At 64.7% G+C, this 19850-nt stretch carries 17 protein-coding genes; 16 read left to right on the top strand and 1 reads right to left on the bottom strand.

From position 1 onward, the window contains the following. Positions 1-290 precede the first annotated feature (290 nt). The 16 genes from CP982_RS14800 to CP982_RS14880 all read left to right on the top strand — a co-directional run bounded on the left by CP982_RS14800 (position 291) and on the right by CP982_RS14880 (position 18192). Positions 291-2681: a phage tail tape measure protein gene (locus CP982_RS14800; RefSeq protein WP_150510972.1), complete on the top strand. Its 2391-nt coding sequence runs from the start codon at positions 291-293 to the stop codon at positions 2679-2681. Positions 2682-2856: 175 nt separating this feature from the next. Further along, positions 2857-3525 (top strand): hypothetical protein, encoded by a 669-nt coding sequence (locus tag CP982_RS14805; RefSeq protein ID WP_150510973.1) that lies wholly within the window; start codon positions 2857-2859, stop codon positions 3523-3525. Further along, complete coding sequence (locus CP982_RS14810; protein ID WP_150510974.1) at positions 3525-5798, top strand: hypothetical protein; 2274 nt, start codon at positions 3525-3527, stop codon at positions 5796-5798. The genes CP982_RS14805 and CP982_RS14810 overlap by 1 nt, the downstream gene beginning before the upstream one ends. After that, positions 5792-6067 (top strand): hypothetical protein, encoded by a 276-nt coding sequence (locus CP982_RS14815; protein ID WP_229879795.1) that lies wholly within the window; start codon positions 5792-5794, stop codon positions 6065-6067. Before CP982_RS14810 ends, CP982_RS14815 begins: the two co-directional genes overlap by 7 nt. An 88-nt stretch (positions 6068-6155) precedes the next feature. After that, a complete protein-coding gene (locus CP982_RS14820) occupies positions 6156-6950 on the top strand; it encodes a peptidoglycan-binding protein (RefSeq protein WP_150510975.1) in 795 nt (264 codons plus the stop codon). Between the two features lie 161 nt (positions 6951-7111). Then, the gene (locus tag CP982_RS14825; RefSeq protein ID WP_150510976.1) at positions 7112-7339 is read left to right on the top strand and encodes a hypothetical protein; all 228 of its coding nucleotides are present in this window, start codon (positions 7112-7114) and stop codon (positions 7337-7339) included. After that, positions 7336-7917, top strand: a complete 582-nt coding sequence (locus CP982_RS14830; protein WP_212669187.1) for a deoxynucleotide monophosphate kinase family protein — start codon at positions 7336-7338, stop codon at positions 7915-7917. The genes CP982_RS14825 and CP982_RS14830 overlap by 4 nt, the downstream gene beginning before the upstream one ends. 135 nt (positions 7918-8052) lie before the next feature. Then, complete coding sequence (locus CP982_RS14835) at positions 8053-8889, top strand: hypothetical protein (protein WP_150510977.1); 837 nt, start codon at positions 8053-8055, stop codon at positions 8887-8889. A 77-nt stretch (positions 8890-8966) separates the two neighbouring features. After that, complete coding sequence (locus CP982_RS14840; RefSeq protein ID WP_150510978.1) at positions 8967-9665, top strand: recombination directionality factor; 699 nt, start codon at positions 8967-8969, stop codon at positions 9663-9665. 20 nt (positions 9666-9685) lie between these two features. Beyond that, complete coding sequence (locus tag CP982_RS14845; protein WP_150510979.1) at positions 9686-10231, top strand: DNA cytosine methyltransferase; 546 nt, start codon at positions 9686-9688, stop codon at positions 10229-10231. Between the two features lie 61 nt (positions 10232-10292). Further along, on the top strand, positions 10293-10775 hold the full coding sequence (locus tag CP982_RS14850) for a DNA (cytosine-5-)-methyltransferase (protein ID WP_150510980.1): 483 nt from the start codon (positions 10293-10295) through the stop codon (positions 10773-10775). Positions 10776-11295: 520 nt separating this feature from the next. Further along, positions 11296-11826, top strand: a complete 531-nt coding sequence (locus tag CP982_RS42135) for a hypothetical protein (RefSeq protein WP_184925005.1) — start codon at positions 11296-11298, stop codon at positions 11824-11826. Next, positions 11813-14248 (top strand): phage/plasmid primase, P4 family, encoded by a 2436-nt coding sequence (locus tag CP982_RS14865; protein ID WP_150510981.1) that lies wholly within the window; start codon positions 11813-11815, stop codon positions 14246-14248. Before CP982_RS42135 ends, CP982_RS14865 begins: the two co-directional genes overlap by 14 nt. A gap of 69 nt (positions 14249-14317) precedes the next feature. Next, entirely contained in the window at positions 14318-16171 is a 1854-nt protein-coding gene (locus CP982_RS14870) for a DNA polymerase (protein ID WP_150510982.1), read from the top strand. Between the two features lie 478 nt (positions 16172-16649). Next, positions 16650-17462 (top strand): sigma-70 family RNA polymerase sigma factor, encoded by an 813-nt coding sequence (locus CP982_RS14875; RefSeq protein WP_150510983.1) that lies wholly within the window; start codon positions 16650-16652, stop codon positions 17460-17462. 367 nt (positions 17463-17829) lie between these two features. Beyond that, entirely contained in the window at positions 17830-18192 is a 363-nt protein-coding gene (locus CP982_RS14880) for a hypothetical protein (protein ID WP_150510984.1), read from the top strand. Between the two features lie 291 nt (positions 18193-18483). On the opposite strand, the gene CP982_RS14885 is transcribed toward CP982_RS14880, so the two are convergent. Further along, a complete protein-coding gene (locus CP982_RS14885; RefSeq protein ID WP_150510985.1) occupies positions 18484-19842 on the bottom strand; it encodes an NsdA family TPR-like regulatory protein in 1359 nt (452 codons plus the stop codon). Positions 19843-19850: the final 8 nt, after the last annotated feature.

Here is a 19850-nt window from a genome sequence, read left to right on the forward strand (position 1 = left end):
GTTGCGGGCTCTGATCATGGGGTTGCCCGCGGAATCTGCACTGCACCGGTCGATGGGTGGCGAGGACGCCGTTTGGACCCTTCAAACGCAGTTGCTTGCCGCGGTGCATGACCGTCTGAGCGAGGCGAATTGGCAGCGCGGTAACGCGGGTTCAAAGACGCCGAGCCGACGTCCCTCGCCGATTCCTCGCCCGGGTTTCCGGGCCGACCGGATCGGGCGGACCGATCGGAGCCCCGAGCACGTTGCCGCCTATCTCGCGCGGTTTCAGTCGACCCGCGAGGGGGTGACCGATGGCCGTTGAGGTCGGCGTGGGCTATGTGTCCGTGGTCCCGGAAGTTCAGGGGTTCGGGCAGCGCCTACAGCAGGAAGTCACCGGCCCCGCGGATGCGGCGGGGCAGGGTGCGGGCGGGGCAGCCGGCGAGGGCTTCAAGTCCAAGATGGGCGGAGTCCTTAAGGCCGGAATCGCCGGTATCGGTGTGGCCGCTGGTGCGGTGCTCGTCAAGGGGTTCCAGAATGCGCTAGATCAGCAGTCCATCAACAACCGGATTCAGGCACAGCTCGGCAGCACGCCGAAGGACGCCAAGCGCTATGGCGATGTCGCCGGACAGCTTTATGCGCACGGGGTCACGGACAACGTGCAGGATGCGGCTAACGTCATCCGGTCGGTCCTGGAATCCGGAATCGCCCCGCCGGACGCCACGAACCACCAGCTTGAGAGCATTGCCTCAAAAGCCGGGAACCTGGCGAAGGTCTTTGACCAGGACGTAGGCGGGGTCACGCGGGCTGTCTCGCAGATGCTCCGCACCGGCATGGCCAAGTCCGCGGACGAGGCTTTTGACGTTCTGACCCGCGGTTTCCAGAACGGTTCCAACAAGGCTGACGACCTGTTGGACACGATGAATGAGTACTCCACTCAATTCAGGAAACTGGGGCTGGACGGAAAGACATCGCTTGGGCTTATTTCGCAGATGGTCCAAGCGGGTGCCCGTGACTCGGACGTTGCGGCCGATGCGCTCAAGGAATTCTCCATCCGTGTGGTGGACGGTTCCAAGACCACTGCGGACGGTTTCAAAGCTATCGGCCTCAACGCTGAGGACATGGCTGCCCGTTTCGGCAAGGGTGGAGAGACTGCCGCCGGGGCGCTGGATCTGACCATTGACCGGCTCCGGGCAATGAAAGACCCGGTTGAGCAGAACCAGGCGGCAGTAAATCTTTTCGGTACGCAGAGCGAGGACCTAGGCAAAGCCCTTTACGCCATGGACCCGTCGAATGCCGTTAAGGCATTGGGGAAAACTGCGGGTGCTGCCGACAAGATGGGCAAGGCACTGCACAGCGGTGCCGGGGCGCGGATTGAGCAATTCAAACGCACCGCCGAAGTCAAGCTGACGAACTTCATCGGGAATCAGGTTCTTCCCCCGATGCTGTCTCTCGGTTCTGCCGCCGCGGATGTAGTAGCGCCCGCGTTCAACCGGGCCAAGGGGGTTGTCGGGGGGTTCTTCGGTTCTTTCTCCTCGGGCGGGGTCCGAGGGGTGATTTCTGGCATTGGCCAGGAAGTGCGGGGGCTCGCGAGTTCCGCGCGAGATGAACTGTCCCCCAGTGTGGGCGCTCTGTCCGAGCGTTTCACGACTTCTTTCCTTCCGGCTGCCCGTGGTGTCTGGGCGGTTATATCCACGCAGCTTGCCCCTTCGGTGCGCGGGCTGTTCTCGGCAGTTTCCGGGGCGGTGGGTCCGGCTTTCACTGGTCTGGCACAGATCTTCACGGGCACCGTGGTGCCAGCGGCAATATCGGTGTACACCGCCCTGTACGAGAACGTGCAACCTATTCTTTCGTCTGTAGCCGACTTCATATCCGCGCACGTCGTCCCCGCTGTACGCAGTTTTGGCGCCAAATTTCAAGAGGTAGTCCAGAAGGCGCAGCCGCTGATTCAAGCTGTGTCGACCGTGGCGGGATGGGTCGGTCGACTTGCGGCGGAGATCCTAGGTGCTGCCATACCCGTAATCGTACGGCTAGCGGGACCTGTTTTCTCCGGTCTCGTGTGGGCTCTCGGGGTCGTCCTCTCCGGTATCGGTGACGTGATCTGGATTGTCGGCAAGCTTGCTCAAGCTTTCGTCGGCGCCATCCGTGGTGTCGGCGAGTTCGCGAGTTCTTCCAAACGGCGCGTGGGCGATTTCGTCGATTGGATGGGGGGACTTCCTCGCAGTATCCGGCGGAAGCTCGGCGACTTCCGAGAACTGCTCGTGGGCAAGGGAAGAGACCTAGTCCGCGGGATTTGGGATGGCGTGCGCGAATTGGGAGGATGGCTTAAGGACAAGCTCACCGGGTGGGCGAAGAAGATCATTCCCGGTCCCATTGCTAAAGCCCTCGGGATCAACAGCCCTTCGCGGCTCATGCGCGATGAGATCGGCCGGTGGATTCCCGCGGGTGTCGTGGAAGGTATCGACGCCGAACAGCGCACCTTGGACACGCGCCTACGGGCCATGGTCCGTGTGCCTGAAATGAGGGCTGTGCGTGCCTCCGCTGCTGGAGTGCAGTCGCAACCAACGGGCTCGTGGGAGGGCGCCATCAATGCACTGTTGCGCTCTCTGGAGCGCGAACGGGGGCGGGACATCGTCGTACGCATCGGAGAGACCGAGATTGCCCGCGCGGTGGCGTACGGACAGCGTCAGCTAGCTAGGAGGTGAGGACGTGGGGCTATGGATCGGACGCCCCGGAGCGCTCCGCGAAGTCACGGACGGTGCTGTGAAGTTCGACCGGTCGCCTGATCTCGGTGTCTCGGAGTTCCGGGCGCTCAGTGGGGGTGTCACCACGTGGATACCCCCGGTCCGCCCTCGCCGGCTCAGGGTGGAGTGGTCGGCTATGCAGCGAGGCGATGTGGCCCACCTTGACCGCCTCGCCCGCCGTATCGACGCGGCGGGGCCAGTGGCGTTCATTGATCCTCTGGCACAGAATTTGCTGTCGACGTCTCAAGCTCTCGGGCTCGGCGCCCCGGATAAATGGGCCTATACCAAGGATGTAGTCACACTCTTCAATGGCATCTGGGACCCCTACGCCGAAAATCGAGTGGGCATCATGAATGCCAGCGAAAAGCCCGCCGAACTCTATTGGCAACACCCCACCTGGGTGGGCTATCCGGCAACAGCCGGAATGGAACTCACCTGGTGGGCACCTGGTCTGTTGGCCTCAGGGGCCCCGGTCGTGCAATGGCGGATGGAGTGGTACGACGCGGCAGGGAAGCTATTCTTCACATCGTCAACACCGAACGTGACGGTCCCGATTGTTCGCACGGCTCCCGAGAAATCGGCGTACGTGCGCCCTGCTATTCGGTTCGACGGAACCAGGCTCGGTGAATGGGCGATGGGGGAATCCATGCTGTGTCTCGGCGACGTGTCCGCGGCCCTGGTCGCTGGGGAGCGCCCGCATGGCGAGGGGACCCCCGCCTACAGCATCACGGGCTACAGCCACGCGGCTACGGCCGGAGACGGAGCGTTCCGGGATATCAGCCTGGACCTGGTGGAGGTGACCTGATGAAGCCCGGCAACGCGACGCTGACCGCAGCTCTCGCCGCACGCGAGCGGATAGCCGCGCACGTGATCCGGCTCGGGGGACAGGACATGTCCACTCAGGTGCAGTCGTGGGCGCTGGACCGCGCGTACAGCACGGATCTACCGGACGCCATGCGCGCATTCAGCGGCTCGGCCAGTGCCCAAGCGGACATCGCACTGAGCGGCAAGGGGGGTGCGTCGGCCCCTGCGCTGTACGGACCGTGGGCCCCGCGCGCGAGCGGGGACGTGGCTCGACCACGTCAGTCGGTCGTCCACTCCTGGGGGCTTGGCACGCATGCAATGGGGACGCTCCCCACGTTCAGGGGAACGGTGCGGTCTCGCTCGGCACAGTCAGGAGAGGACACGGTCAGGCTGTCCGCGCTCGATGGCGCCGAGCGTCTACGGATGCCCGCACAGCTCCCCCGTCCTGCGGGCGGTATTGACCCCGCGACCCCCTATGGGGACGCGACGAATTGGGTTGCGTCGGATGTGTGGTGCGTGGACCACCTGTTGATGGGAAGCGGGGTGCACACCGCGCCGCCCCCGCGGGCCGGCTGCATCCTGTACGCGTCCATGCACGGCGGGGCTGCCGCCAACGTCGGCTACCTCAAGACGCTGAGCGGCAACTGGGAAAAGTGGTCCAAGAAGGATGCACCGTGGGAATGCTCGGCGAGCGGAAACCGCATGGGTGGCACGTGGGCCAAGTACATCCCTCAAATGCGCCCGGTCAACCGGAACCACTCGGATGGGCTGTGGCTCGAAATATGGGCGAAGAACACTTCCCGGGTTCCGGCCACGGTGGACTCATCTATCAAGTTCTCGTTGTCCTGGGACGCGGGTAAAGGTGTCATGCACACCGTGGACATTAAGGTTGACTTCCGGGAAGGGGCGGTCACCTACTCGGGGCGGCAGCTTAACCCTCCGCAGGAATACGGTCCCGTTGAGACCTATGTTGACGCTCTCAAAAGTGATTTCGGCCGTTGGCATCTTGGATTTTGGCTCACGGTCTCCTCAGGCGGAACGGCAGCCATTACGGGGCACCTGGTTTCCCCGCGCGACCCGCTCATTGAGATCAGTCGCAAGACGATACCGACGATGGACGTTCCGCCTGGCGCTATGGCAGATCTGACTATCGATATCAGCTCGATTCAGGTGGAGGGGCTGCAACTCTCACAGCTTGCCGCCAAGCCGAGTTCCGTTGCCGCCCGAATGCAGGAAGGCATGTGGGACAAGTCTGCGACGCTTGATGAGCCCAAGATCCCCGTCCGAATGCTGCCCGCGGTTTCGGGAAGCGCTTGGGATGCGATCACGCAGATAGCACGCGCCACTCTATCGACTGCTGAATTTGATAGCGCGGGGGTCTTCCGGTGGCGCGGCCCGGAGAGGTGGCAGACACCCCCGGAAAAGCCAGACCTTACCGTGACGTCCGAGCGAGAACTAGCGTCGCTCACGCTGACGGAGGAGATTGACGCTTGCCGGAATCACTGCTCTGTCCGGTGGGCGAGCTGGTATCGGGTCAAGGCCAACATGGCCAACGTCAAAGAGGCCATTAACGTCATTCAGATCAACCCGGGGCAGACGAGAAGCATTGCGTGGACGGTCGGGAACGATGAACTCGACACCACGCCCCCGGCAACAGCGGAGACCGTGGTACCCGACACCATCCGGTTCGGCTCGGCGCAGATCGGCAGAACTCCCGTCGTGCACGGGGCAGTTGAAGTAGGGACGCACCGTGAGGACGGGAAGCTCGTCCTGTCCATGCGCAACCGCAGTAGCGAAACGGTGTGGCTACGGGGCAACGCGCTGAACGGCTTGTCCCTGTCGCTGGTGACTCCGACCATGGATAGCGGCGCCTCGCCAACGGAACATTGGGAGGTCTCGCAGGACTCTACGAGTCAGCGTTACTACGGCGTGCAGCAATACGAGCACGACGCGCAGGGGTGGATTCAGCAGGAAGAGCCCGCACAGCGTATAGCCGAGATCCTGAAATCCGCGGGCGCCTACCCCATTCCGCTGCTCGGGGATGTCGAGATCCTGCCGGACCCACGCATTGAACTCGGCGACGCCGTGCGCGTAGTCGACTCAACGGGCGCCCAACTCGACACTCTCGCCTGGGTTATCGGCATCAAACTCTCGGCGGAGAATGGAGAGATACGGCAGACCCTCACACTCCGCGGAACGACCGCTAACGGTCCTCCGAAAGATGCGGGGCTTACCCCGGATAGGCCGACCGATCCGACCTTGACGCCATGGTGAGCGAGGGCGACGGGATGCACGACCAGGGCGAGACGCTAGGCGTGCGAATCGGGGCCCGCGAGATCTACGACGAAGTTGTTGGGCTCCGCGAGGACGTGCGGTCGCTCGGGCAGCAAGGGGAAAGCGTGGACGAGACGCTAGAGGATCACGAGACGCGCATACGGAGCCTTGAGGGCGAGCGCGGCAAGTTTGTCTTGCCCGTCGCTCTGATTACCGCTGTGGCGACCGTAGTTGCGGCGGGTCTCACCGTGGCGAAGGTAGCCGGCTGACGCTCGCCGAGTAGCCACCACAGCACACACAGCCCCGTCCGGGCTCAACCGGGCGGGGCTTTTTCATGCCCAGACACAGGGGGAATTCATGGCCTGGTACGCGAATGCCAAGCGGATGGAAGTGCAGCCCGAGGGGAACGCACAACCCGCCATCCGCCCAACTCAGTTGATCTTTCACAGCATTGCCGCGCCGTGGACCGGTCGCCGCACGTACGAGTACTGGCGGGACTCCACCAACCTTGAGTGCCACTTCTTTGTTGAGTTCGGCGGAGGCGTGTTCCAGTACATCGGGACGCAGACCCGAGCGGACGCCAACATGCACGCCAACCAGCGCGGGGACGGAACGGGCGCGGTGTCCGTCGAGACCGCGTCCAACCTGAAGCACACCGACCCGTGGACGAGTTCGCAGATCTCCGCGCTTATCAAGCTCGGGGCATGGATGCACCGCACGCATGGGGTGCCGCTGCGCATCTGCCGCAGTGCGACCGACCCCGGTTTCGGAACACACCGGATGTTCGCGGCATGGTCGAACGGTGGGACCGCGTGCCCGGGTGACGCACGACAGCGGCAGTTCCGGGAGCTGGTGTTCCCCGGGATCGTCAAGGCTGCCGGGGGCAAGCCGCCCAAGCCGTCGCCGTACGCCGAGTTCCCCGGTGCCGAGTTCTTCAAGTCCTCGCCCCGCTCGCCGCTGATCACTGCCATGGGGCGGCGCCTGGTCGCCGAGGGATGCGGGCGGTACGCCGAGGGCCCGGGGCCGCAGTGGACCGACGCAGACCGCAAGTCGTACGCCGCGTGGCAGCGCAAGCGCGGGTTCAGCGGGGCCGACGCGGACGGGTGGCCCGGTCGCACGACGTGGGACGCCCTCAAGGTTCCGCGCGGCTGACCACGGCCCGTAGTCCTGGTCCGATTTGCCGGGACCAGCTCGGGGCCGACGAGCCCACACCCATTACTCAGCGTGCCGACCGGGTGTCCGCCATGCCCGCGTATCACCCGGTCGTGCAGCTGCTCATTCGATCTACACACAGTCACCGACAAGGGGGACCCTTGATCACGTTCATTCGCACCCATCCGGCCCGCATCTACGCCGTGGCGGTGGCCGCTCTCGCCCTGGTGGCGCACTACGTCCCCGAGCTGCCGAGCGCGCTCGTCCTCGGCCTCGTCGCCGCGGTGCTCGGTACCGGTGAGGCTGTCCAGCGCGCCGAGAACGCCAAGACCGCCGGGACCACGGCAGCCGGCGAGGACGAGGACCAGGCGGACGGCGGGACCGCGTGACGTACCGGCACGTCGCCCTCATGGGTCGGGCGCGCAGCGGCAAGGACACCGCAGCGTCCCGGCTCGTCCTGCGCCACCAGTTCACGCGTGTCGCGTTCGCGGACCCGCTGCGGACAACGGCGCTGGACCTTGACCCCATCGTGGGTACCGAACCGACCGGGCTCGGAGCGCTCCCCATCCGTCTGTCGGACGTGGTACGCCGCCACGGATGGGACGCAGCGAAGATCTTCCCCGAGGTACGACGGACCTTGCAGCGGCTCGGGGAAGCGGTGCGCGAGCACGACCCCGAGCACTGGCTACGTCTCGCCCTCGCCAAGGTGGACACCGCAGACCGCTGGAACATCCCCGTAGTGATCACGGATGTGCGGCACGTCAACGAGGCTGACGCACTCCGCACGCGGGGGTTCGCGCTCGTCCGCGTTGTGCGCCCTGGTGCCCACGGGCCCGCGAGCCGAGCCGAGCGCGAGCACGTCAGCGAGACCGCGCTGGACGAGTACCCCGCGGATGCGGTGCTGACCAATGGCGGGACGCTCGCCGAGCTGTACCAGGCGGCGGACGGGCTCGCGGTTCCACGCTGACGACAGCGTGACGCGGTGGCGGAAGTGACCCCGAACCCTCTTCTTTCTTGGTTTTTCTTGTTCTTCAAAAAAGACAGGTAGAACCGTCACTCCGCCACCCCTCTACCCCACCCCAGCAACCCCGAGGGGGAAGCCATGCCCGGAGCCATCCGGACTATCAAGCGCGGTGGCTCGCGCTTCTACATCAGCCCTGAGACCGCCGAGAAGGTCCCGGGTGTTACGTCTATCGTGAGCATGCTGCCCAAACCGTTCCTCACCTTCTGGGCGGCCCGCATGACCGCGGAAACGGCAGTCGAGAACATGGACGCCGTGCGGGCAATCGCAGAGCGCGACCCCGCGGGCGCCGTGGACTTCCTGCGCAACGCGCACACCCGGTACACCAAACTCCGAGCCAAGGTGGGCAGCGATGCCCACGACCTGTTTGAACGCATGATGCGGCTTGAGGAAATCGGCCGCGTACACCCGGACTTGGAGCCGTACCGGCTCGGGTTCGCCGAGTTCCTTACCGCTGTGCGTCCGCAGCTCGTCCGGGCCGAGGACGTGTGTTGGTCCGACGAGCACGGTTACGCAGGGTCGTTTGACGCCCTGGTGCGCGTGCGGCTCGGCGAGGACGGAAAGCCCGACCACGAGAACGGCGAGTGGCACACGCTGTTGGTGGACTGGAAGACCAGTAAGAGCGCGTACCCGGACGTTGCGCTACAGCTCTCGGCGTATGCGCACGCGGACCGGATCATTGCCCCGGACGGGACGTCCGAGCCCATGCCGCAGGTGGACGGCGCGGCCGTTCTGCATATCACCCCGGAAGGCTGGGTGTTCAAGCCCGTCCGTATCGATGAGGAAATCTTCAACGTCTTTCTGACGCTGCGTCACGTGTTCCAGTGGGACCGCGAGATTTCCAAGACCGTGTTCGGGCGCCCGATCGCTGAGAGCGTCCGTCGGCTCATCACGGGAACGCAGCGCCGAGCCGCGTAGAACTCCACATCCGCAGACCAGGGACGCGCACGAGCGCTGTCCCTTTTTTCATGCCCAAAACCAGGGGGATTGACAGTATGGGACTCCGAATTTTCGAGACCGACCCGGACGCTATGCCGAAGAACTCGTTCAGTGATGACACGGTGGGGCGCTTTCACGCGGGCCGACTGGTCAACGGGCTTCCGGAACAGCTCAGTGAGTGGCGTGTGACGACTGGTGACCCGGAGGTTGCCGCTGCTATTGCTCAGCTCATGGGCGGGCAGCCGGAAGAGACCGACTCCACTTCCGAGAACTTCATTGAGGTTCTGACCGCTCAGAGCAAGGTCAAGATTGTGCTTTCCGGTGCTGACGCGGTGACCTCGGATATGAAGCTGTGGAACGCATCGAATCTTATCCACCACTGCGATGGCGTCGAGTACCTGTCTCCGGACGAGGACCGGGGTAAGGCGTGCGGTTGCCCCGCTCTGATGGAGGACCGTAAGGCAGCCGCGAAGAGCAAGCGCGGCCCCGCGCCGAGCATCGCAGTAACGTTCCGCCTCGCTGAGGATTACGACCTTGGCCTTTTCCGGTTCCAGACCGGTTCGTGGAAGTTGGCCGAGACGCTGCACGAGATCGGCAACGCGCTGGACCGTATCGGCGGGGAAGCCCTCGCCGAACTGTCGCTAGAGCTGGTCGAGTACACCACGAAGAAGGGCCGGGACGTGTCGTACCGCAAGCCGGTCATTCGCGTACTGAAGTCGTGGAACGACGCGGTGAGCGACGCGCCGACGTTCTAGCCGGCGAGGGGCCCGGGTGCATGCTCGGGCCCCTTTCTTCTGGGGGTACTCACATTCCGATTCTGGAACTGTGCGCCGGATACGGGGGTATCGGCAGGGCTGTTGAGGCTCTGACCGGGGACAGAATAAAGATCGTGGCGGAGATCGATCCGTACGCGTCGCTGATCCTCGCCACCCGATATCCGCATGCGCGCAACATCGGAGACATAACCAAATTTGACTGGTCCACCATTGCGGGAGAGGTGGACATCGTTACGGCAGGGTTCCCGTGTCAAGACATTTCGAACGCGGGGAAACGGGCGGGGATTCATGGTGAGAGGTCGGGTATCTGGGAAAGCGTTCTCGGGGCCGTTCGCGTTCTTCGACCACGGTTCGTTTTCCTGGAGAACGTATCCGCCATCCGAAACAGGGGCCTCGCGCACGTACTCGCGGGACTGGCCGAGACACGGTATGACACGCGGTGGTGTTGCCATCGGGCGTCCGCAGTTGGAGCCGCCCACCACAGAGATAGATGGTTCCTCGTTGCCGCCTCTGCTGCCGACTCCTCTCGCATCCGACGCGACTAAGGGCCCGGACTTCGCGCGAGACGACCGGCAGGGAAGCGGCGGACAGGATCTCGTTACCGCAGTGGCGCGGCTCTTCGACAAGGAACGTGCGCACAAGCTGTTCAAGACGCCGACGGCGAATTTGGGCAGCAATGGCGCCCCGCAGCATCCCGACAAACGGCGTGCGGGCGGGCACGGGCCGACACTCGATGACGAGGTTTCGTTCCTGTTGCCCGTGGACCCGGACGTTGCCGAGGAGACCCCGGGAGCCTTCCACAGCCCGCCGGAATGGTGGGCCGATTACGGGCCCGCTGTGCACCGTTGGGAAACCCTGATGGGCTCGCCGGCTCCGGTCCCGGTGGAGTTCGGCCCCCGCGGCGGGCGGCGCCTCGCGTCCGTGTTCGCCGAGTGGCTAATGGGACTGCCCCGGGGGTGGATCACTCACATTCCCGGGCTCAACCGGTCGCGTCAGCTCAAGGCAGCCGGAAACGGGGTCGTGTCCCAACAGGCATTCGCGGCGTATCTGCATCTGCTCAACTACAAGGAAGAGGCCAACGATGGGTAAGCGGGGGGTCGTCACCGACTACGGGGGCGAGGAGCTGTACCGGGGGGATTTGGTCGCGTACGCGGCACGGCAGGGAAACCGGGTGCGTATGGCTGACGCCATCGTGGACCGGGTGACAACTCGCCTTGTGGACGGGCGACTTAGGCCGATGCTGCGCATCCGCCCTACCGGCACTGAATCGGGTTTCGCTAAGCGCCGGTCTCTCCGGAAGGAGTGGATCACGTCGGAACATGTCCGCTTGATCATCCCTGATGTGACGGGCGAGCGAGACCAGTAACACGCACGACCAGAGAGGACCGGACTTCCCTATGAGGGGGTCCGGTCCTTTCGTTTGGGGGGACAGTGATTTACGAGTTGAGTGCCGACTACGCGCCGCCCATCGGGGACGTGCGTGAACTCAGTGCGGGTGACGAACTGTGGCTAATGCCCGGGTGGAAGACCCGTCCGGACTGGCTTCGCTATCTCGCCGCTGCGGCACACGCGATGGGGCGCGGGTGCGTGATCCGGCAGGGGGAAGCCGATGGCTAACCCGAACAAGCGACGCGGGACGGCATGGGAAAGCGCAATACGCGACTACCTGAATTGGTACCTCGGCCTGGTGGACGAGACCGGAGCATTCCGTAACCCGCTCTCGGGCGAGAACATCCGCCGAGCCGCACAAGAGGGCGCGAAGGATGTCGGCGACATCCACGCGGCCCCGTTCATCATCGAAGCAAAGGACGTGAAGTCTCCCGCGGTCCCAACGTGGCTACGACAAGCCGACGTTGAGGCACGGCACGCGGGTTTCCCGTACGGCGTGGTCGTCCACAAGGTGCGGCGGGCGGCGGTGTGGAACGGGCGCGTGCACATGTCGGTGCGGACGTGGACCCGGGTTCGGCTTGCCCTCGGCATGCCCGCCGTGGAGTTCGCCGCGGCGTACGGCTGGACTACCTCGCTGCGCGGGCTCGACACGTCGCGCTGGTACATGACCACCACCGTGTGGGATCTCGGGCGCCTACTCGCCGACTACCGCAGCACCGTGGCGGGGGTGAGCGGGCATGCTGCTGTCTGATCTGCTCGCCCGGTTCGATCAGGTGACGGACCAGGCGGACGGCGGGTACCTCGCCGCGTGCCCCTCACATCCGGACTCGCGCCCCTCGCTGCGCATATGGAGGGGCGAGGACCTGAAAGTACGGCTCACATGCCGTACGGGCTGTGCCACCGCGGACGTGATCGCAGCGGCGCGGCTGTCCTGGTCGGACCTGTTCGACGTGAGCGGCCCCGGGGCCACCGTGTCCGCCGAGCGCCCCGAGCTGGTGCCCGTCGCGCAGACTGCCGCGCTCGCCGCGTACGTGGACCGGACCTCGCTCGCCCTCGGCGACTACGGGGCCGAGTGGTCCGAGCGGGCCCGGACGTACCTCGCCGACCGGTTCGGGCTCGACCTGGAGACCGCCGCGGAACTCGGGCTCGGCGTGGACCAGGGCGACCAGGGCGAGGGGTTCGCCTACCTCTCGCGGCTCTACCGCGAACACCCTCGGCTGACCGTGCCCCTGAACGGGTTCGATGGGACGCCCCGTGGCCTACAGGGGCGAGACCTCGGCGGGCAGTGCCCTGCACGGTGGCTGTCCCTGGTCAACCCGAAGGGTCTCCGGTGGGCGCCGTACGGCGTGTTCCGGGGCGGGGGCGGGTACGGCACGGTCCTGATCACGGAGGGGCCCGGAGACGCACTCACAGCGGTTGCGTGCGGCTATGACGCTGTGGCCGTGCGCGGTGCGTCCCTCGCCGGCTCGCCCGAGCTGGTTGCCGAACTCGCCGAGGGATTACGCGGGCAGCTCGTGATTCTCGCCGGGGACAACGACCAGGCGGGCAACGGGTTCACGACCCGCCTCGCCGGGGGGCTCGCCGAGCACGGGATAGACGCGTTCTGCCTCGACCTCCCGGACACTTCGGGGGATGTGACCGACTGGCGCGAGTCGGCACCTGAGCGGTTCGCGGCCGAGCTTCACCGTGCGGTCAAGGCAGCTCGTCCGGTCCGCCCTTCTGCCGAGGTGGAAGCGGACGCCCGGACGGCAGAGTTGGCGAACAGGACCGGCGCGGACGTGGTGTCCCGCGACCAGGGCGCCGAAGCGGCGGACATCCTCGCCAAGCTCGTGTCGCAGTACGGCGAGTCCGACGCGATGAACGCTCACGCACTGGTCGCCTGGTCCGGGGGCCGCATCCGCTACGCGGCAGGGCTCGGGTTCTACACGTGGAACGGCCGTACGTGGGTCCGCTCGGACATGCGGGTACGGCAGGAAATCCACCGCATGGGCGCCGCGCTCGTCCTCGCCGGACAGAACCAGCTAGCGCGCGGGTTCACGATGACCTCGCGGATTGACGCGTTGCTGACCGAGCTGTGTTCCGTGCCCAACGTCAGCATTGCGGCGACGGACTTTGACGACCGGCCCGACTTGCTCAACTTCCGCAACGGCACGGTGGATTTGCGTACAGGCCGACTCCGCCCGCACGACCAGGCCGACCTACTGACGTACGCACTCGATATCGACTACAACCCCGATGCACAGAGCCCACGGTGGGAATCATTCCTCGCCGAGATCTTCCCCGGCATGCCAGAGATGCCCGCCTACATTCAACGGCTCGTCGGCTACGGCATCACAGGACACACCACGGAACAGTCTTTCGGGGTGCTGTGGGGCAAGGGCGCCAACGGAAAAAGCGTGCTGGTGGACACTCTGACAACGGTGTTCCGATCTATTTCCCGGACGACGCCATTTGCCACGTTTGAGGAGCGCAAGAGCGGCGGCATTCCGAATGACATCGCCGCGTTGCGCGGGGCTCGCCTGGTCATGGCGTCCGAGGGTGAGTCCGGCAAGTCCATGTCGGAATCCATCCTCAAGCGCGTGACCGGCAAGGACATGATCTCGGCAAGGTTCCTGCGGCAAGAGTTCTTCGAGTTCAAGCCGTCCTTTTTGCTGCTGTTGGCCACGAACCATAAGCCCAAGTTCCGTTCACAGGACGAAGGGCTTTGGCGGCGCGTCAAATTGCTGCCTTTCAAGCGGTGGTTCGCACCCGAGGAGAGGGACCCGGACCTAGACCGGAAACTACTCGCCGAAGCCGAGGGCATAGCCGCATGGGCCGTGCGCGGAGCGGTCGAGTGGTACCGGGGCGGACTGCAAGACCCGCAGGCCATCACAGGTGCGAGTCAGGAGTACCGCGAGACCTCGGACCCCCTCGCCGGCTTCCTGCCGGGCGTACTCGACTACGCGGACGAATCCGTTGTGATCAACGGAAACGACGCGTTCAACAGCTACTTGGAATGGTGTGAGGCCGAGAACCTTCCCGCAAAGGAACGGTGGACCCGCCGCGCCTTCTATGACGCCATGGAGGAACGCGGAGCCGTCCGCAAGAAGACCAACAAGGGGATTTCCCTCGCCGGGCTCCGCCTCGCCGACGAAAGCCCCGATGCGGTCGGCCCCGGAATCTTCGGCAACTAGCAGACCACGTAAGCGGGTCGTCCTCCCCAACTCGGGGCGGGCGGCCCGCTTTTGCTATAGGGGGAGACAGTGAAGGAATTCCGGCACGAGATAGCCGGTGAACTGATCACAGTGCACGTGCCTGAGACCACGGAAGACCTTAACGAGTTCTGGCGGTGGCTGTATGAGGCACGCGAGCGGGGTCCTATCGCACTCGATACCGAGACCACGGGCTTGAACGTCTTCAACCCGTCGTTTCGGCTCCGCACCGTGCAATTCGGCGACCAGCGCGACGCATGGGTGATCCAGTACGAGCGGGGCGGGTACTTCGAATCCTATGCGCGCGAGGCAGTCCAGCGCACACAACGCGTTCTCATTCACAACGCTGCCTATGACTGGCTCGTACTCGACCGGTGCGCGGGCATTCCGTTGGAAGACCTCGCACCGTGGACGACCGATACCCGCACCCTTGCGGCGCTCTGCGACCCGCGCCAACCGTCCGAGGGCGGGATAGGGACCGCCCTCAAACCGCTATCGGCCCGGTGGGTGGACCCCGCGGCCCCGGACACACAGAGCGGGCTCACCGCGGTGTTCCGCTCGCTCGGGCTGACGAAAGAGACCGGATGGGCGGGCATCCCGCTGGACCACCCGACGTACCTCCTGTACGCGGGACTCGACGTCATCCTGACCGCCCGCCTGTTCCCGGCACTCCGCCGCGAGCTGGCCCGGCTCGGCGTGCGCAACGAGCTGGTGGCGTACGAGCACGAGCTAGCCCGCATCTGCGCCGTGATGCAGCGGCGCGGGTTGCTCGTGGACCAGGACTACGCGGGCCCCCTCGCTCGCCGGCTCGCCGCGGAAGCCGAGCGGTACCGCGCGGTCGCAGCCCGGTACGGCGTGATCAAGGTGGGGTCGGGCGACCAGGTTGCGGCGGCACTCGTGGGCATGGGCGAGACGCTGACCGAGCGCACCGACGCGGGCGCCCTCAAGACGGACAAGGCTGTTCTCTTGCCCCTCGCCGACCTTGACCGGGACTGGCAGAGGATCGGGGCCCGTGAGCCGAACCGGCTCGCCGATGCCGTGCTACGGGCGAAGCGCGCCGCGAAGTGGGGTGAGACCTACGCCGCGGGGTTCATGAACAAGCTCGACGACGCAGGGCGCATCCACCCCGTGATCACGCCCCTCGCGGCGCGGACAGGGCGTATGTCCGTGACGGACGGACTGCACCAGCTTCCGAGTTCCGATCACATCGTGCGCCGCGCGATCCTCGCCGAGCCCGGACACGTCAAGATCTCCACCGACTTTCAAGCGATTGAAATGCGGGTCCTCGCTGCCCTCGCCGATGTGCGCCGTATGAAAGAGGGGTTCACCAGGGGCGGCGACGCATTCGACATCCACATGTACACGGCCAAGTTGATCCGAGGCGAGGGCGCCACGAAGCGCGACCGGAAGCTATTCAAGGGTGCCGGGTTCGGAAAGGTCTACGGCGGAGGAATCACCACGCTCGCTAGGCAGACCGGCGCGAGCGAGGCAGAGATTTCCCAAGCGGTCACCGCGTACGACCGAGTATTTCCGGAGATCAAGCGCGCGGGAAAGCGGTGGCAGCGTCAAGCTTTCCAAAACGGCATGGTGTTCGTCTCGGCGACCGGTCGCCGACTTCCGCTTGACCGGGACCGCACCTACGCCGTAACGAATTACGCGTGCCAATCTGCGGCGAGAGATGTCCTCGGGCAAGCCATGATCGAAATGGAAGGCGCGGGACTGCTCGAATACATGCGACTCCCGATCCATGACGAAATCCTGGCATCGGCTCCGCGCGAGGACGCGGCGGACGTAGCCCGCGAGTTCGAACGCTGCATGACCATGAGCCTGTACGGGGTCCCCATCGTGGCTGAGGCGGAGATAGGCGGGCGCTCGTGGGGCTCGCTATACGGCGCGGACTACTGATTACGGAGCGCGGTAACCCACGGAAACCGATGCACGCTGCGTAGCGCAAAGACCCTTCTTTTGAAGACCTGGCAACGCAATGAGTAGTTGAGCAGCATTGATAACGGCAAGGTCACGATTTCCATGATTTCTTCACACTTTGCTCGCTCTCCGTAGATAAACAAGGTAACGATCTGACCAAACGTCACGAAAGATTGCGGCCATGCCGTCAATCTCGCACCTTAGTGCAACTTTGCGCCGTTAAGTGCAGATCTATGCGCATTGTTATGCCGCTGGCATATTCCTAAATTCATTGCCACGCAGCGATATGGCAATGCGCAAGCCCCGTCCTGCTAACCCGGGACGGGGCATTTTCATGCCCTTTTTGAAGCGCATTGCATAACGGCCGCCAAGCCATTTGGTGACCTCACACGCCCCGTTCCGGGCAACCCCTGCTCTCCACAGAGAGCAAAGCCACCCGGACACGGAGCGATGCTCAATGACGCACTTTACTGCCGAAATGATTTCTGCCGCGAAGGGGAACGACCTTTCGGCAATTACCGCCGTGATCACTGAGACCGAATCTCTGATCGTGAAACGAGCCCACGACTACGCCACCCGAGCCGGCGGCTCCGTTGACCGTGACTTGGCCGATGACCTCGCGCAAGCGGGCCGCATCCGGCTGTGGGAATCCCTCGCCAAGTTCGAGGGGGAGTCTCCGCGTAAGCTCATGGCCTACATAGACAAGGCGTTGCACTCGGCTATGACCGAGCAACGCCACGAAATCAAGCGCCCCGGAGTAACTGCCGCAGCGGCAAAGGATTTTGAGACCGCCCTAACGCTAGCAGGCGGGGACCCGTACTCGGCGGCACGCATCGCAAGCACTGACGACATGGGAGTGCGGAAGATGAGCCCGGGGTACGCGTACGCGGCTCTGCTCGCGTGGCTCGGCATTGATTCACTGGACCGTCCCGCGAATGAACAGAAATACGGCCCGGACATCACCCTCGGAGATGTGGTGGCTGCGGTGGCCGAGGTTCCCGCCGATCTGCTCGACTCACGCGACTACGAGACCACGAGACGCACGGTTGTGCGCGAGCAAGTCCACCGCACCCTAGGGATGTTGGGCGAGCGGCAGCGGCACGTTCTCAAGGCAAGCCACGGCATAGCCCCGGTGGCCGACTACAGCGAACGTCCAGACGTCGAACTCGCCGCGGACATGGGCGCCACCCCGAAGCAGGTCAAGGAAGCTCGCGCCAAGGGGCAGAAACGATTCTGCGAGCTGTACCAGGCCGGTGCGCGAGTGCAGTAGTCCACCAACTCGGGTGCCCGAACAAGATCGTGGCGCCAACTGCACGCCAGCGAACGGCAGTTGCTTTGCCGACCCTCGCACCGCACGACTCTCAGTAGTCGCAGTGCGAGGGGCGACGGGCCGGAATCAGACACCGAGTGGACGCCTAGCCCGCTTACGAAGGGTCATTGCGATTTGCTCGATGGCAAACGAGTTGCCGCGGGCGCGTCAACTCCACCCTTCACGCCATGGCCACAACTCGCCGTGGACATATCGGGTGTTGGCTGGCCAGTGGGACGCAAGGGCTGACTTGACGTTATTGAAGTGTTACGTTGAATGGCCAAGAAAGATGCTTCCGCAAATCGAATGCATGTACTAGCGTGACGGCATGATCACGCACAGCAAGGAGTTTCGGGTTCAAACAACCGTCATCGTGCCCGTTCCTGGGGATACAGACGGCGCATGGGGGGCTTGCCGCGAGCTGCCCGACGTGCTCAGCGAAGAGGCCGTGCGGTCATGTGCCGACCTACACAGGATCGTTGAGAGCCAAGGCGGCATCGTCGCGCGCCTGTTCCGGACCATCGGCGGGCACACCGCGTTTCGACTGCTCGCGCGTGACCGTAAGTCGCACACCCTCGCCGGCTCCGTTGAGTGGGTCCGCGGAGACTCCGGGCTGTGGGTCCAGTGGGATGAACCCGTGACCCTGTGCGCCTACGGGCAGCACCGCCCCACGACCGTGCTCGCCGCATGAGCGCCCGCACGTTCGTCCTCGGCCGTGAGGACCGGGCGAGCGCATCCGCCGAGATGCACCGACTTGCCGCGGTGCTCCGCCGCTCGGGCATGACGCGCCGTTACGGGGTCAGCGCTCACCGAGTCCCAGGATCAAGCTCGTGGGGGGTCTACCTGACCGACCGGACGCCCGAGTTGGGTCCGCCTGATGGGTGGGCGCGTGGCGTGGTCCTCGCGTTTGGTGTTGCTGCCTGACAGCAGAGAGCCCCGCCGTTTCCTTCGCAGAAGTGGCGGGGCGTCTGGTGATGATGGACTATGCGGCGAGGAGCGTGCGGGCTCGCTCGTTGAAGTCTGCAACGAGCGGATGCGTCCCGAAGGGTGTCATTCGCTTTCGGACGTCTTGCAGTGCCTCCACTGCACGCGAAGATTTCACGCGACGAGCCAGATCGATGGTCTTGACTGCCGCAGAGTGAGCAGCGTCAAGGTCCCCTTTTTGTAGATGAGTGACCGCCAATGCAGCCTGGGACATTGCGCCGCGCCGTGCACGGTTCTGCTTACGTGCATGCTCAATGGAACGGGACGCGTGTACGGCAGCGAGATCGGGTTGCTTCAAATCCCTGAAGGCGTTAGCCATCTCGCCATGAAGGTAGGCGCCATCGATGAACTTTGCCCACGTTGGCCTATCGCGCTCGGAGTCGGCACGGTCGAATGCCCGCTCAGACGCTGCCACGGCCCTAGCGGTGCCCGTCTTGTCGCCGAGCGCAGCAAGGGCCCGCGCTTCGAGTACCCACAGGTCTGCGAGGCATGACGGTGCATCCACACGCGCGAGACCGTGTCGCCCTGTCTGCGCTAGCCTCCGCCCTTCGGCAGGGTTGCCCCTGAGTGTTGCCTGATCCGCCATCCCGGCAAGCACGTGCGCCCCTAGAGCCGCATCCTGCGACTCCTCCGCCATGCGGAGACTCTGAATCAGATATCGCTGTGCCGCGGCATGCTCGCCGTTGTCGAACGCCATCCAACCAAGCAAGTACGTCTGCTCGCAGATTGCAGCGGTGAGGGCGCGATAGACCTCTTTCGAGTAGGTGCGGCGAAGCAGCGGGTAGACATGCTCATTCATGTACTCCTTGAGCAGTTTCCGGCCTGCACCGCCCCCCTGCATAACGTCAATCTCTTGGAACGAACCGAACATGTTGCGCACATGGGTCACATCCTCCACGCGCAACCGTTGGCCGCTCGCCGGCTTCGGTTCTTGATCGAGCGTGCTAAGGAGCCAGTCGCGGGACGGTCCGACACCCGCCGCAACTGTGAACGGCAGTGCTGCCAAGACGTGCCTTCGATCCATGTCCGCTCTCCCGAGTTCGGTCACTGCCTCCACCGTCTCTTTCCACGATGGGTTGTACTTCAGCGAGCGGTCAAGGTCAGGTTGATCGCCGAGGCCGATGTCGTACGTCGTGACTCGTCGGTCGCAGTGTCCGGAGAACACGTCAGCGATGATCACTGGTAGCGGAGCGCGCGGGGTCATGCCCTCCATCCATCGGCGAACGCTGCTTGCATCCGGGCTGACCTGGGCATGCCCAATCTCGTGGGCACGACGCTTCACTCGCCGTGCTAACTCCGCTTGGCTCATGCCAGCGGTCAGGAGCATGTCCCGGAGTTTGTCGTTCGGCGCGGTCATGGCTGCAC

Origin of the sequence: Streptomyces spectabilis (assembly GCF_008704795.1) — a bacterium.
Lineage (GTDB): Bacteria > Actinomycetota > Actinomycetes > Streptomycetales > Streptomycetaceae > Streptomyces > Streptomyces spectabilis.

What these genes read in the sequence shown, in the direction of transcription:
- CP982_RS14800 (WP_150510972.1), top strand. Translation starts at nt 291, where the DNA reads ATGGCCGTTGAGGTCGGCGTGGGCTATGTGTCCGTGGTCCCGGAAGTT.
- CP982_RS14805 (WP_150510973.1), top strand. Translation starts at nt 2,857, where the DNA reads ATGCAGCGAGGCGATGTGGCCCACCTTGACCGCCTCGCCCGCCGTATC.
- CP982_RS14810 (WP_150510974.1), top strand. Translation starts at nt 3,525, where the DNA reads ATGAAGCCCGGCAACGCGACGCTGACCGCAGCTCTCGCCGCACGCGAG.
- CP982_RS14815 (WP_229879795.1), top strand. Translation starts at nt 5,792, where the DNA reads ATGGTGAGCGAGGGCGACGGGATGCACGACCAGGGCGAGACGCTAGGC.
- CP982_RS14820 (WP_150510975.1), top strand. Translation starts at nt 6,156, where the DNA reads ATGGCCTGGTACGCGAATGCCAAGCGGATGGAAGTGCAGCCCGAGGGG.
- CP982_RS14835 (WP_150510977.1), top strand. Translation starts at nt 8,053, where the DNA reads ATGCCCGGAGCCATCCGGACTATCAAGCGCGGTGGCTCGCGCTTCTAC.
- CP982_RS14840 (WP_150510978.1), top strand. Translation starts at nt 8,967, where the DNA reads ATGGGACTCCGAATTTTCGAGACCGACCCGGACGCTATGCCGAAGAAC.
- CP982_RS14845 (WP_150510979.1), top strand. Translation starts at nt 9,686, where the DNA reads ATGCTCGGGCCCCTTTCTTCTGGGGGTACTCACATTCCGATTCTGGAA.
- CP982_RS42135 (WP_184925005.1), top strand. Translation starts at nt 11,296, where the DNA reads ATGGCTAACCCGAACAAGCGACGCGGGACGGCATGGGAAAGCGCAATA.
- CP982_RS14865 (WP_150510981.1), top strand. Translation starts at nt 11,813, where the DNA reads ATGCTGCTGTCTGATCTGCTCGCCCGGTTCGATCAGGTGACGGACCAG.
- CP982_RS14875 (WP_150510983.1), top strand. Translation starts at nt 16,650, where the DNA reads ATGACGCACTTTACTGCCGAAATGATTTCTGCCGCGAAGGGGAACGAC.
- CP982_RS14880 (WP_150510984.1), top strand. Translation starts at nt 17,830, where the DNA reads ATGATCACGCACAGCAAGGAGTTTCGGGTTCAAACAACCGTCATCGTG.
- CP982_RS14885 (WP_150510985.1), bottom strand. Translation starts at nt 19,842, where the DNA reads ATGACCGCGCCGAACGACAAACTCCGGGACATGCTCCTGACCGCTGGC.